11 protein-coding genes are annotated in these 12,865 nt (G+C 65.5%); 4 read left to right on the forward strand and 7 right to left on the reverse strand.

Translation table 11 applies throughout. The features are described 5' to 3' along the window. Window positions 1–114: 114 nt before the first annotated feature. Window positions 115–813 carry an alpha/beta fold hydrolase gene (locus AC1D2L_RS11205; RefSeq protein ID WP_476845950.1) on the forward strand — a complete coding sequence of 233 codons (699 nt, stop codon included), beginning with the start codon at window positions 115–117 and terminating at the stop codon, window positions 811–813. A gap of 21 nt (window positions 814–834) precedes the next feature. Here AC1D2L_RS11205 and AC1D2L_RS11210 read toward each other — a convergent pair whose 3' ends face one another. The 3 genes from AC1D2L_RS11210 to parE form a co-directional block, all read right to left on the reverse strand. Next, on the reverse strand, window positions 835–1,104 hold the full coding sequence (locus AC1D2L_RS11210) for a hypothetical protein (RefSeq protein WP_476845951.1): 270 nt from the start codon (window positions 1,102–1,104) through the stop codon (window positions 835–837). Window positions 1,105–1,205: 101 nt separating this feature from the next. Further along, window positions 1,206–2,147: a LysR family transcriptional regulator gene (locus AC1D2L_RS11215; protein WP_476845952.1), complete on the reverse strand. Its 942-nt coding sequence runs from the start codon at window positions 2,145–2,147 to the stop codon at window positions 1,206–1,208. Between the two features lie 156 nt (window positions 2,148–2,303). Next, window positions 2,304–4,373, reverse strand: coding sequence for a DNA topoisomerase IV subunit B (gene parE, locus AC1D2L_RS11220; protein ID WP_476845953.1), 2,070 nt, complete (start codon window positions 4,371–4,373; stop codon window positions 2,304–2,306). Window positions 4,374–4,661: 288 nt separating this feature from the next. Between parE and AC1D2L_RS11225 the strand changes: the two genes are divergently transcribed. Beyond that, window positions 4,662–4,850 carry a hypothetical protein gene (locus AC1D2L_RS11225; RefSeq protein WP_476845954.1) on the forward strand — a complete coding sequence of 63 codons (189 nt, stop codon included), beginning with the start codon at window positions 4,662–4,664 and terminating at the stop codon, window positions 4,848–4,850. 73 nt (window positions 4,851–4,923) lie between these two features. Then, complete coding sequence (locus tag AC1D2L_RS11230) at window positions 4,924–6,156, forward strand: glycosyltransferase family 4 protein (RefSeq protein ID WP_476845955.1); 1,233 nt, start codon at window positions 4,924–4,926, stop codon at window positions 6,154–6,156. 149 nt (window positions 6,157–6,305) lie between these two features. Here the strand turns inward: AC1D2L_RS11230 and glnA are convergent, their stop codons facing one another. Further along, complete coding sequence (glnA, locus tag AC1D2L_RS11235) at window positions 6,306–7,715, reverse strand: type I glutamate--ammonia ligase (protein WP_476845956.1); 1,410 nt, start codon at window positions 7,713–7,715, stop codon at window positions 6,306–6,308. 100 nt (window positions 7,716–7,815) lie between these two features. Then, window positions 7,816–8,154, reverse strand: a complete 339-nt coding sequence (locus AC1D2L_RS11240; protein ID WP_476845957.1) for a P-II family nitrogen regulator — start codon at window positions 8,152–8,154, stop codon at window positions 7,816–7,818. Window positions 8,155–8,466: 312 nt separating this feature from the next. On the opposite strand from AC1D2L_RS11240, the gene AC1D2L_RS11245 reads away from it, so the two are divergent. Further along, window positions 8,467–9,990: an NAD(P)H-hydrate dehydratase gene (locus tag AC1D2L_RS11245; protein WP_476845958.1), complete on the forward strand. Its 1,524-nt coding sequence runs from the start codon at window positions 8,467–8,469 to the stop codon at window positions 9,988–9,990. A 73-nt stretch (window positions 9,991–10,063) separates the two neighbouring features. Here AC1D2L_RS11245 and AC1D2L_RS11250 read toward each other — a convergent pair whose 3' ends face one another. Then, a complete protein-coding gene (locus AC1D2L_RS11250) occupies window positions 10,064–10,612 on the reverse strand; it encodes a PRC-barrel domain-containing protein (protein WP_476845959.1) in 549 nt (182 codons plus the stop codon). Between the two features lie 197 nt (window positions 10,613–10,809). Beyond that, a complete protein-coding gene (locus AC1D2L_RS11255; RefSeq protein ID WP_476845960.1) occupies window positions 10,810–12,531 on the reverse strand; it encodes an IlvD/Edd family dehydratase in 1,722 nt (573 codons plus the stop codon). Window positions 12,532–12,865: the final 334 nt, after the last annotated feature.

A 12,865-nucleotide genomic window follows, 5' to 3' on the forward strand; every position in this document is an offset into this window, starting at 1 on the left:
TCAACCGCGACGGTGGCGCGACATCTCTTTCCAGCGCGCCTTCGGACTTCCGTGCAATGCAGAAAAAGTGCGGCGAAGTCAATAAACTAGAGCAAGATGGACGCTATCGACCCCATGCATGAACCCCTGGTCCTGATTCCCGGCCTCTCCTGCGACGCCGCCCTGTACGCTCCGCAATGGCCGAGCCTGTCCGCAGGCGGCCGCCCGATTCTGGTGGCCGACCACGCGCTTGACGAAAACCTGCCCGATATCGCACGTCGCCTGCTTTCGGCGGCCCCGCCGCGTTTTGCCCTCTGCGGGCTCTCAATGGGCGGCTATATCGCGTTTGAAGTGATGCGCCAGGCCCCGGACCGGGTGACGCGACTGGCGCTGCTCGACACCAGCGCCAAGCCTGCGACGGCGGAAACCAATGCGCCAAGGGAACAGATGATCGCCCTGGCGGAGAAGGGCGCATTCGACAATGTCACGACCTTGCTCTGGCAAAGGCTCGTCGCACCGGCGCGCCTGACGGACGAGCCGCTTCGTCTCGCGGTCCGCGCCATGGCGGAGGTTGTCGGGGCGGCAGGATTCGTTCGCCAGCAGAAGGCGATCATGACGCGGCCGGATTCGCGACCCGGGCTGCCGGCTATCACTGTGCCGACACTGGTCCTGGTCGGAGAAGAGGACCTGATCACGCCGCCGGCCGAGGCGCAGGAGATCGCAGCAGGCATCGGCGCGACGGCCAAACTGGTGACGGTGCCCGATTGCGGGCATCTGTCCACGCGCGAGCAGCCCGAAATCGTGACGCGCGAGCTGCTGGCCTGGTTAGGCTGAGACGCGGCTAGCGCTCGCCGTTCAGCGCTGGACGGCGCAGGGGTCGAGGCGGGTCTGGTCGGCGCGCTTCAGGATGGAGCCGGTGACGAGCGGGTCGATCGGGTCGATCGGCTTGCCCTTCGATGCGGCCGACGCGATCTCTGTTAAACGCTCGGTGTCGAGATGGGCGGTCTGGTTGGAAGCAAAATTCGCGGCCACGACGGAAATGAAGCCGATCGCGGCGCAGATCTTGGCGAGATCGGCGACCATGGTGCCGCGCTCGTTCTTCCAGAACAGTTCGATCAGGCGCATCGCGCTCTCCCGCATGGCGAGGCGCACGGGCGCCATTGCGTCACTTTGCGCCGGCAGCGGTAAAAAGACGGTTAGCGAAGTGTTGCTTCAATCGCAGAAACTCAGTCGGCGGAGGGGCGCGCCAGCCCGCCTTCGAGTTTCTCGCGATGCGCCTTGAAGACCTTTCGCAAGGCCACGAGAACAGCCAGCACTGCTGGCCGCTGCCGCGAGACCGCGTGCGAGACCAGATAGATCTCGTCGGCAGTGGCCAGCGGCGGCGGTTGCAGCCGAACCAGGCTGCTGTCCGCGTCCCCCATGAAGCAGGGCGCCATCGACAGCGCTCCGGCAGAGCGGATGCTTTCATAACGGGCCGATGAATCGCCGACCCGCGCGGCAATCGGCCGGCCGTCCGCAAACGCCATGATATGGTCGGCAATGCGCGAGGATGTCTGGCGGCTGACCGAGATGATCGGAGCGCTGGCGGGATCGACATCGCGCCGGACATAGAGCGCTTGCGCCAGTCGGCCGACCTTCTGACCGAAATAGCCTGGGCCCTCCGGCATGCGCTGCATCCTGACGGCGATGTCGGCCTCGCCGCGCGCCAGATCGAGCCGGTCGCGAGTGCTGATGATGTCGATCTCGATCCCGCCCGCGGCTGCGGAGATCCAGGTCGAATGCATGGTCAGGAAGAGGCTGATCGATGTCGTGGCGGTGATGCGGACCGGTGCGTCGGGAACCTCGCTTGCCGTAGCGGCATGGCTTGCAAAGCGACGCGCCGCAGCCTCGACGTCGGCGGCGCTGGCGGCGAGCTCGCAACCGATTGTCGTGAGCACCAAACGGTTGGCCTCGCGGCGAAACAGTTGCAGCCTCAGGCCGCTTTCCAGAGCCTTGAGCCGGCGCGCGACCGTGGCCTCGCTCAGGCCGAGCCGCGTCGCCGCCAGGGCCAGCGCCCCGCTGACGGCGATGGCGTGGAAGATCCGGATATCGTCCCAGCCGGGCGCTGCCAGATCGGCATCGCGTCGAGGTGCAGCGGCAGCAGACTGCCCCATGCGATCAGCGGCCATTGGGACGGCAGCCGGTGAGGGCGGTGGAGTTCGTCACGCTCTGCATCGCGGCGCGTAAGGGGTTCGCTCGACATATGGCAGAGGTGCCAGCTGTCATGACCGTTTGCAGCCCCGCAGGATTGGTGCCCAGCCCTGCAAATCTGCGGGGCTGCACCATCAGAGGTCGATCAGTTCGCCGGCAAACGCGGCGCGCTCCTGGATGAAGATGAAGCGTGCCTCGGGCTTGTTGCCCATCAGGCGCTCGACCGTGTCCGAGGTCTCGTCGCGCGCGTCGTGCTCGACCATGACCTTCAGCAGGATGCGCTTGGCGGGGTCCATGGTGGTTTCCTTGAGCTGGGCCGGCATCATTTCACCCAAGCCTTTGAACCGGCTGATCTCGGGCTTCTTGCCCTTGAACACAGATGCGATCAGCTCGTCCTTATGCGCGTCGTTGCGGGCATAGACGCTCTTGCCGCCGTGCTGCAGCCGGTAGAGCGGCGGTACCGCGAGGTACAGATGGCCCTTTTCGATCAGGCGCGGCATCTGGCGCCAGAAGAAGGTGACCAGGAGCGAAGCGATGTGAGCGCCGTCGACGTCGGCGTCGGTCATCACGATGACCTTCTCGTAGCGCAGGTCATCCTCGCGGAACTGGCTGCCGATGCCGCAGCCGAGCGCCAGGATCAGGTCGGCCAGCTGCTGGTTGGCATGGAGCTTTTCGCGCGTCGCATTGGCGACGTTGAGGATCTTGCCGCGTAACGGCAGGATCGCCTGGTTCTTGCGGTTGCGCGCCTGCTTGGCGGAGCCACCAGCCGAATCGCCCTCGACGATGAAGAGCTCGGAGCCGGCCGCGCCCGCATTCGAGCAATCGGCGAGCTTGCCGGGCAGGCGCAGCTTGCGCGTCGCGGTCTTGCGCGAGACCTCCTTGTCGAGGCGCCGGCGCAGCCGTTCCTCGGCGCGGTCGACCGACCAGTCGAGCAGCTTCAGCGCCTGCTGCGGCGCGGCGGCCAGCCAATGGTCGAAGGCGTCGCGGATCGCGTTCTCGACGATGCGCGAGGCTTCGAGCGTGGCGAGCTTGTCCTTGGTCTGGCCCTGGAACTCCGGCTCGCGGATGAACACAGAAAGCATAGCGGCGCAGGTCGCCATCACGTCGTCGGAGGTGACATGCGCCATGCGCTTGGACTGGCCCAGGCGCTCGGCATGGTCGCGCAGGCCGCGCAGCAGGGCAATTCTCAGGCCCTGCTCGTGGGTGCCGCCCTCGGGCGTCGGGATCGTGTTGCAATACGAGGAGGAGAAGCCGTCCTCGCCGGTGGCAAGCCACGCAATCGCCCATTCAAGCGAGCCGTGGCCGCCGTCCTTGGAGATCTTGCCCGCGAAGATCGGCTCGGCGACAAGGTCCTTGCCCTCGATCTCGCGGCCGAGATAGTCGCGCAGGCCGCCTGGGAACTTGAACACCGCCTCGGCCGCGACGTCGCCTTCCGGCTTCAGCAGGGCAGGGGCGCAGCGCCAGCGGATCTCGACTCCGCCGAACAGGTAGGCCTTGGAGCGCGCCATGCGGAACAGGCGGGCCGGAACGAAATGCGCGGCTTCGCCGAAGATCTGAGCGTCCGGGTGGAAGCGCACACGGGTGCCGCGACGGTTGGCGACGCGGCCGACCGTCTCTAGCGGGCCCTGCGGCAGGCCACGCGAGAATCTCTGGCGGTAGAGCATCTGGCCGCGCGCAACCTCGACCTCGAGCTGGTCGGACAGGGCGTTGACGACCGAGATGCCGACACCATGCAGGCCGCCCGAGGTCTCATAGGCTTTCGAATCGAACTTTCCGCCGGCATGCAGCGTCGTCATGATGACTTCGAGCGCGGATTTGCCGGGAAACTTGGGGTGCGGATCGATCGGAATCCCGCGCCCGTTGTCTGTCACGGCGATCGAGCCGTCATCTAGAACCTCGACATCGATGAAGCTGGCGTGGCCGGCCACAGCCTCGTCCATTGCATTATCGATCACCTCCGCGAAGAGGTGGTGCAGGGCGCGCTCGTCGGTGCCTCCGATATACATGCCCGGGCGCCGGCGTACCGGCTCCAGTCCCTCGAGCACCTCGATCGCGGATGCGTCGTATCCCGCCTCGGACAATGTCCCGTTGCGGGGGGCCTGGGGCTGTTCGCGCGCAGGCTTGACGGCGCGCGCTTCCGGGCTGGGCAGTACCGGCAGCGGCCGGTCCGCATCCGCTCCGAAAAGATCGCCATTCTCCGCCATCGCCAGCCCGCTCCTGATTCGCAACTCAAAACACTAGCGCAGACGCGGGGATCCCGCGCTGCAGCAGTGGCTATAAGCGCAAAAAGCCTGAGGAAAAAGCAGCAAGCGACACCTTGTGCGGGCTGCGTCGGTCCGTCGCGTGGTCGTCATGTCAATATGTGAAATCGCATCCCGGAACCGGCGGGGTTCAGGCCGCGTTAACCCTGCGCGTCAGACATTGGTCGAACTGCAAGAGGCCTATGCGGGAACGCACGAAGTGCTATCATTTCAGGCAGGGGAGAATACGTCGTGTCGCGTCAGTCAGTCGTCAGCATGCGTTTGGCCGGCCTGGAGCGCGCTCAGCGTTTTGCCGGTGAATCCTTCGGTCACGAGGAGCTGAGCGGCATCTCCGGAAGCTCCTGGCTCCAGGCGCCGCTGTTCTGGGCCTTCACCGGATTAGGCTCTGTAGTGGCGGTTGCGGTCATCGCGCTCCACTAGCCAGCTGGCACCGCTCCGTTCCGACGAAAAATCAACCTTTGCAGCCTAGAGATCGGCTGCGGAGGGTTTGTCGATGCGCAGCGTCATCATCAGCGATTTCGGGTCGGTCAATGGCGGCGCCGCAAAGGTCGCGATCGAGAGCGCACGAGGACTCGCCGAGGCCGGCGTCGACATCGTCTTCGCCTGCGCCATCGGCCCGGTGTCGGAGCGGCTGAGCCATCCGCGCATCCAGGTCGAGATGTTCCCGGGGCAGGAGGTCTGGAAGGTCGGCAGCAAGCTTGCCGCCGCGCGCCAGGGCATCTGGAACCAGCCGGCTCACGAATTCCTCGCCGGATTGCTTGCTCGCCAGCCCGCCGGAACGATCGTCCATCTTCACCAGTGGACCAAGGCGTTCAGCCCCGCGGCGATCGCGGCGGCTGGCGAAAGCGGCCTCCCGGTCGCAATCACCATGCACGACTATTTTTCGTTCTGCCCCGTCGGCGGCTATTTCGACTTCAAGGCGGGCGCTCCCTGCCGGCTGAAGCCGATGTCCGTTGCTTGCATAACCTCGAATTGCGACCGGGCATCCTACGTTCACAAGCTGGTTCGCGTCGCCCGGCAATGGCGCTCCGACGACGCGATGCGCGGCCTGCGCGCGCCGCTCTTCCTGCATGTCAGCGACTTCGCCCGCCGCTTTGCCGAGCCGTTCCTGCCGGCTGGAGCACGGCATGCCGTGGTCGAGAACATGATGGAGGCACCGCGGCGTCAGCCCGCGCCTGTGGCCGGCAATCGCCACGCACTGTTCCTTGGACGCTTCACGCAGGAAAAGGCAGGAGACGTGCTGGCGCAGGCCGCACTCGGTGCCGGAATACCGGTGCGGTTCGTCGGTGAGGGCCCCTTGGCGGACGTGATCGCGCGCATAAATCCCGAGGCTGAAGTCCGGGGCTGGGTTGCAGCTGACGAGGTCTTTGACGAGATCGCGCAGGCGCGCTGCCTTGTCCTGCCGTCGCTCTGGTACGAGCCGGGCCCGCTCGTGATCGCCGAGGCGCGTTCGCTGGGCGTACCGGTCATCCTGGCGCGCACAACCGGTCCGGCGAGCTGGATCGTCGACGGCGAGGACGGGCTCCTCGTCGACAGTGGAGACGTGCAGGGTCTGGCGGCGGCGTTGACGCGCCTCAAGGACGATTCGACCGCGGCTGCCATGGGCGCGGCGGCCTATCGCCGTTACTGGGCCGATCCGCTGACCACGCAGCGCCATGTCGAGCGCACCATCGCAGCCTACAACCGATTGCTGGTCGACAGCGCGCCGCACGAGGCGAGTGCCTAGCCGCGACTGCCGGCTCGCGGCAAGATCCTTGCCAACCTCGAACGCCGCCGGAACCGCCCGCACAAAAAAGCCGGGGCGTCGCCGCCCCGGCTTGAAGTCAACCGCTGCACCAGCGGCTGGGAGGAACTCGATCCCCTGAGCCTTTCGGCTCAGTACGAGTAGTACATCGCGAATTCGACCGGGTGCGGCGTCATTTCGTAACGCATCACGTCCTGCATCTTCAGTTCGATGTAGCTCTCGATGAAATCGTCGTTGAAGACGCCGCCGGCCTTGAGGAAGGCGTTGTCCTTCTTGAGGTTTTCCAGAGCTTCGCGGAGCGAACCGCAAACCGTCGGGATCTTCTTCAGCTCGCGCGGGGGAAGATCGTAGAGATCCTTGTCCATCGCCGGGCCCGGATCGATCTTGTTCTGGATGCCGTCGAGGCCGGCCATCAGCAGGGCTGCGAACGCGAGATAGGGGTTCGCCATCGGATCGGGGAAGCGAACCTCGACGCGCTTGGCCTTCGGCGAGGTCGTCCACGGAATACGGCAGGACGCCGAACGGTTGCGGGCCGAGTAGGCCAGCAGCACGGGGGCCTCATAGCCCGGGACGAGACGCTTGTAGGAGTTCGTCGACGGGTTGGTGAAGGCGTTCAGCGCCTTGGCGTGCTTGATGATGCCGCCGATGTACCACAGGCACTCCTGCGACAGGTCGGCATACTTGTTGCCGGCCATGATCGGCTTGCCAGCCTTCCAGATCGACTGGTGGACGTGCATGCCCGAGCCGTTGTCGCCATAGATCGGCTTCGGCATGAAGGTCGCGGTCTTGCCGTAGCTCTGGGCGACGTTGTGGATCGCGTACTTGTAGACCTGCATGGTGTCGGCCATGTGGGTCAGGGTGTCGAACTTCAGGCCGAGTTCGTGCTGGGCGGAAGCGACCTCGTGGTGGTGCTTCTCGACCTTGGCGCCCATGGCAGCCATGGCCGCAAGCATCTCGCCGCGCATGTCCTGGGCCGAATCCTGCGGCGGGACGGGGAAGTAGCCGCCCTTGGTCGCGATGCGGTGGCCGAGGTTGCCGCCCTCGTAGTCGGTCATGCCGTTGGTCGGCAGTTCGACGTTATCGAGCTGGAACGAGGTGTTGTAGGGGTCGGCAGCGATCTTGACGTCGTCGAAGACGAAGAATTCGGCTTCCGGGCCAACATAGCAGGTGTCGCCGATACCGGTCGACTTCAGATAGGCCTCAGCCTTCTTGGCGATGCCGCGCGGATCGCGGTTGTAGGGCTCGCCGGTCGACGGCTCGAGCACGTCGCAGGTGATGACCATGGTGGCGGCCGAGAAGAACGGATCCATGCAGGCCGTGGTCGGGTCCGGCATCAGCAGCATGTCGGATTCGTTGATGGCCTTCCAGCCGGCGATCGAGGAGCCGTCGAACATCGTGCCCTCGGCGAAGATGTCCTCGTCGATCATCGTGATGTCGAAGGTCACATGCTGCCACTTGCCGCGCGGGTCGGTGAAGCGGAAGTCGACGTATTTTACGTCGTTGTCCTTGATCGCCTTCAGGACATCCTTGGCGGTCTTCATGTCTGCAATCCTCTTGTCAGCAGTTTTTCAAACGTCAACTCGACCCCCGCGGTTGTTGGCGACCGCAGGGATAAGAACTCGCGGGTTGGGGATGAAGCCCTCAGATCGCGTCCGCGCCGGACTCGCCGGTACGGATGCGGATCGCCCCCTCGATCGTCGATACAAAAATCTTGCCATCGCCGATGCGGCCGGTCTGGGCCGCTTTCTTGATGGCCTCGATCGCGGCTTCGACCATTTCGTCGGCCAGCACGATCTCGATTTTCACCTTCGGCAGAAAATCGACGACATACTCGGCGCCACGATAAAGCTCGGTGTGCCCCTTCTGTCGGCCGAAGCCCTTGGCTTCGAGCACCGTGATGCCTTGAAGCCCGACCTCCTGAAGCGCCTCTTTCACCTCGTCCAGCTTGAACGGCTTGATGATCGCCTCGATCTTCTTCATGCGCCGACCGGCCTCCTTCGCGCGTGACTGGCCCGGAGCGTCGCCCGGACCCTGAAGGTCGCCCATCTCCCGATGCCGGCGCGCCGAACGGCGGTCGACGACATCTGCAGATCTGGCCAAACCCACTGCCTTGCTCATAGCATCGGCGTCGGGCCCCCGCCATGCGGTAGAAAGGCTCGATCAGCCTGATGATGAGGCAGAAATCAGCCCATATAGTCAGCATATGCATATTTATTATGCATATGCACCTTCTGCGGGCCTGCGGCCGCCTTTCTCTTGCCCGTATGCGCGGTGGCATCGGATGATGCGCCCATGAGCGAGATCATCGAGCCTCCTATGGAGCTGTTGAGCACCACCGAGATGGCCGCGGCCGACCAGGCGGCGATTGCCGCTGGGACACCCGGGCTGCAGCTGATGGAGAACGCCGGGCGGGCTGTGGCCGATGCCGTGACGCGTCGCGTCAGGGCAGGGGCGAAGGTGCTCGTGCTGTGCGGGCCCGGCAACAATGGCGGCGATGGCTTCGTGGCGGCGCGGCTCCTGCGCCAGCGCGGCCTGGCTGTTGCCTTGGCCTCGGCAGGCCAGGGCTCTGCACTCGGCGGCGACGCCGCCGCAATGGCAGGGCGTTGGGACGGCCCGATCGCGGCGGCAGATGCGGTCGCCCCCGGCGACTTCGATCTCGTCGTTGACGCCTTGTTCGGCGCTGGCCTGAGCCGCCCGCTTGAGGGCGCGCTGGCGCAACTCGTCGAGGCCGTCAACAAGGCCGGGCGCCCGGTTATCGCCGTCGACGTCCCGAGCGGCGTTTCGGGTGACAGCGGGCAGGCCACCGGTCCGGTTGTCCGGGCCAGCGAGACCGTGACCTTTTTTCGCTTGAAGCCCGGGCACCTGCTCCAGCCCGGTCGAGGGTTGTGCGGCCTCGTGACCCTCGCCGATATCGGCATCGATCCCACGATCGCATTCGCCGGGCCGCGGCAGCCAACGGCGTTCTGCAATGCCCCCGCGCTGTGGCGGCACGCATGGCCCCACCACGCGGGCGATACGCATAAATTCCGGCGCGGCTCGGTGCTGGTGCTGGCGGGCGGGCTAGCCGGCGTCGGGGCGCCGCGCCTGAGCGCTCGGTCCGCGCTCCGCAGCGGGGCAGGCCTGGCGACGATCGCCTGCCAGCCCGAGGCGCTGGCAGCACATGCCGCCCGGGGCCCAGACGCGCTGATGCAGCGCCCGATTCCCGACATGGCGTCGCTCGAGAGGCTGCTAGATGACCCGCGCCTGTCGGCGGGACTCGCGGGGCCGGCGCTGGGGCTCAATGCACGGGCAGGGCAGGGCGTGTTCGCCATGTTGCGTCGCGCGATCCCTCTTGTGCTCGATGCCGATGCCCTCACCCTGCTGGCAGGGCAATCGATCGCATTTCTGCGGCGCGCCTGTGAAAAACGCGGAGCGCCTTGCGTGCTGACACCGCATGAGGGTGAATTCTCGCGACTGTTCCGACGCGACGAGGCAATCGCCGCGATGCCGTCCAAGCTGGACCGCGCACGGCGCGCCGCAACTGTGTCAGGCGCCATCGTGGTTCTGAAGGGCGCCGACAGCGTCATAGCGTCCCCCGATGGACGCGCCGCGATCAACACCACAGGCTCGAGCGCGCTCGCCACGGCGGGATCGGGCGATGTGCTCGGCGGGCTGATCGCCGGGCTGCTCGCACAGGGCATGCCGGCATTCGAGGCCGCATGCGCTGCCGTCTGGGTGCATGGCAAGGCGGGCGAAGCACTGGGGTTTGGCCTGATCGCCGACGATCTACCCGAGGCCTTTCCGGCGATCATGGCGACCATCGGCGCGATGCGCTGATCAGCGGCATGAAAAGCCCGCCTTCCGAGGAAGGCGGGCCACTTACACGACGCTACGCAACACCGATTACAGATCAGCTACCGCTATAGGTCACAGCAGGCGCACTGTTCAGTTGGTCCTTCGTCATGGTGATCTTGCCATGGTCGGGATACATCGCCGGTACCTTCGGCGTGTTCATCGCGGCGGGAGTGGAAGCGGGGGCCGTGGCCATGCCAGCCGATCCGCCGGCGGGCGCGGGAGCCGGGGCCGCAGCAGCGATGGGCTCATCGCTCCACTTTACCTGCTCGAATGGGATCGCCACATCCTTGGAGCCGATGCCGAGGAAGCCGCCGACACCGACGGTCACCATCTCGATATTGCCGGTCTTGTCGAACAGCACCTCGGTCACGTCGCCGACCTTCTTGTCGTCGGGGCCGTAGATGTCGACGCCCATCAGCTTGGAGGCGCGCCATTTGCCCTGTCCCGCCAAGTTCTGCGAGGGGACTTTCGCGGTATCTGATGTGGTGCTGGGCGCGACTGCCGGCGCGGAGGGGGCAGTGCTCGGCGCGCTGGTCTGAGCAAATGCTGCTGCCGCGAACATCGCGCAGCCAATGGACGTAACTGCGATACTACGCTTCAACATGTTGTCCTCCTATCAATATCCGCAAGAAGCGGGATGACAGGAGAACGTGTCGGCCGCATTTTGGTTCACTGCGGGCCGTAAAAATTCAACAATGCCGACACGGATCTCGCGGAAAATCCGTGCAGTTCCTGCGAGGTGGCAGCTTCTGCGCCCGCGAAATCGCTCGAATTCGTAAAGTAGCAGGCCCGCTATTGTGGCTAGAATATGGGGCCGGGTGGGGGCGACTTGCGCAGGAAGGCGAAGTCGCAACCCTGCTCGGCCTGGGTCACCTGCTCTGCGTAGAGTTTGTAGTAGCCTCGCTCGGAGCCTGCCATGACGGGAGCGGTCCATGCCGCCTTTCGCCTTGCGAGTTCGTCCTCGTCGACGAGCAGCTGCAGTTCGCCGCTGCCCACATCGAGGCGGATCTTGTCACCGTCGCGGATCAGGCCGATCGGGCCGCCGATGGCCGCCTCGGGGCTGGCGTGGAGGACAATCGTGCCGAAGGCGGTACCGCTCATCCGGGCGTCGGAAATGCGCACCATGTCCTTGACGCCCTGGGCCGCGAGCTTCTTCGGAATCGGCAGATATCCGGCTTCCGGCATCCCGGGCGCGCCTTTGGGCCCCGCGTTCTGCAGCACGAGGATATCGTCCGCCGTCACGTCGAGATCGGGGTCGTCGACGCGCTCTGCGAGGTCCTGCAGCGAGGTGAACACCACCGCCCGTCCGGTGTGCGAGAGCAGCGCCGCCGTGGCCGCCGATTGCTTGATGATGGCGCCGTTGGGCGCAAGATTCCCACGCAGCAGCCTGAGACCGCCTCCGGTATGGATGGGATCGGCAAGGGCGCGCACGACAGTCTGCGCCCAGCCAGGCTCGGCATCCGCGATGTTCTCGCCCAAGGACTTGCCCGTCACGGTCAGGCAATCGGTGTCGAGCACCTCCATGATCTCGCGCATGATCGTGGTCAGGCCGCCGGCCTTGTGGAGGTCCTCCATGTAGTGCTGGCCGGATGGTTTCAGATCGACGAGGACGGGCGTGTCCGCGCCCATGCGGTCGAACTCCTCCATGTCCAGGTCGATGCCGATCCGCCCGGCGATGGCCGCGAGATGGACCAGGCCATTGGTCGAGCCGCCGGTCGCCTGAAGGATGCGCAACGCGTTCTTGAGCGACCGTTCGGTGATGATCTGGCTCGGGCGCAGCTTTTCACGAGCGATCGCGACGGCGCGAGCCCCCGTCGCCTCGGCATGACGCAGGCGGTCGGCCGAGACGGCGGGTATCGCCGCTCCGCCCGGCAGCATCATCCCCATGGCCTCGGACATCAGCGCCATCGTGCTGGCCGTGCCCATCACCATGCACGTGCCAGGTCCCGGGGCGAGGCGGCCGCTGATGACCTCGATCTCGGCTTCGTCGATCGCGCCGGCCCGGTGCTGGGCCCAGAGCCGCCGACAATCCGTACAGGCACCGAGGCGTTCGCCCTTGTGATGCCCGGTGATCATCGGCCCGGTCACTGTGAGGATGGCCGGGACATCGGCGCTAACGGCGCCCATCAGCAGGGCAGGAACTGTCTTGTCGCAGCCGCCGATCAGCACGACGGCGTCCATGGGCTGGGCGCGCACAAGCTCTTCGGTGTCCATCGCCATGAGGTTGCGGAGAAACATCGAGGTCGGGTGCGTGAAGGATTCCGCGATGGAGACGATCGGAAATTCGATGGGCAAGCCGCCGGCGAGCAACACGCCGCGCTTGATGGCCTCGATCATGTCGGGGACGTTCTTGTGACAGGCATTATAACCGGAGAACGTGTTGGTTATGCCGATGATCGTCCGGTCGAGCGCGTCGTCGGAATAGCCCATCGCCTTGATGAAGGCCTTGCGCAGAAACAGGGAAAATCCGGCATCGCCGTAATTGGCCAAACCCTTGCGCATTCCGGTCTGCTCGTCCGACATCGTCTTGGCTCTCCCTGGATCGCGCGCAGGCTACAAGAGTTCGGCCGAAACATTGAAGGCACTTTTGCCGCGTTCCAGTGTGACCGGGCCGTTGCCGGTTCGGCCTTCGCCACCGACTGACGTATCGCCCGCTTGTGGCGGAGACGAAAAGCGCGGTAATTGCTGGCAACGACCCGACAGATTCCGCGGTCAGCCCGCTGTGGCTGGCCGTTATCGTCTCTGTTGGATCTACGCCAAACGGATACGAGAGACGGGCTTGCCCGTGAGAGTGCGGTCCTATACCGGTCGCCTTGCTCGCCGATGATAGTTAATTCGGGCTGCTAAAGACCGCTGG

The organism is Allobosea sp. P1_B10 (genome assembly GCF_056406735.1).

Bases quoted from the DNA above. Each gene is read 5' to 3' on its own strand.
- AC1D2L_RS11205 (WP_476845950.1), top strand. From the start codon at position 115: ATGCATGAACCCCTGGTCCTGATTCCCGGCCTCTCCTGCGACGCCGCC.
- AC1D2L_RS11210 (WP_476845951.1), bottom strand. From the start codon at position 1,104: ATGCGCCTGATCGAACTGTTCTGGAAGAACGAGCGCGGCACCATGGTC.
- AC1D2L_RS11215 (WP_476845952.1), bottom strand. From the start codon at position 2,147: ATGGCCGCTGATCGCATGGGGCAGTCTGCTGCCGCTGCACCTCGACGC.
- parE (WP_476845953.1), bottom strand. From the start codon at position 4,373: ATGGCGGAGAATGGCGATCTTTTCGGAGCGGATGCGGACCGGCCGCTG.
- AC1D2L_RS11230 (WP_476845955.1), top strand. From the start codon at position 4,924: ATGCGCAGCGTCATCATCAGCGATTTCGGGTCGGTCAATGGCGGCGCC.
- glnA (WP_476845956.1), bottom strand. From the start codon at position 7,715: ATGAAGACCGCCAAGGATGTCCTGAAGGCGATCAAGGACAACGACGTA.
- AC1D2L_RS11240 (WP_476845957.1), bottom strand. From the start codon at position 8,154: ATGAAGAAGATCGAGGCGATCATCAAGCCGTTCAAGCTGGACGAGGTG.
- AC1D2L_RS11245 (WP_476845958.1), top strand. From the start codon at position 8,467: ATGAGCGAGATCATCGAGCCTCCTATGGAGCTGTTGAGCACCACCGAG.
- AC1D2L_RS11250 (WP_476845959.1), bottom strand. From the start codon at position 10,612: ATGTTGAAGCGTAGTATCGCAGTTACGTCCATTGGCTGCGCGATGTTC.
- AC1D2L_RS11255 (WP_476845960.1), bottom strand. From the start codon at position 12,531: ATGTCGGACGAGCAGACCGGAATGCGCAAGGGTTTGGCCAATTACGGC.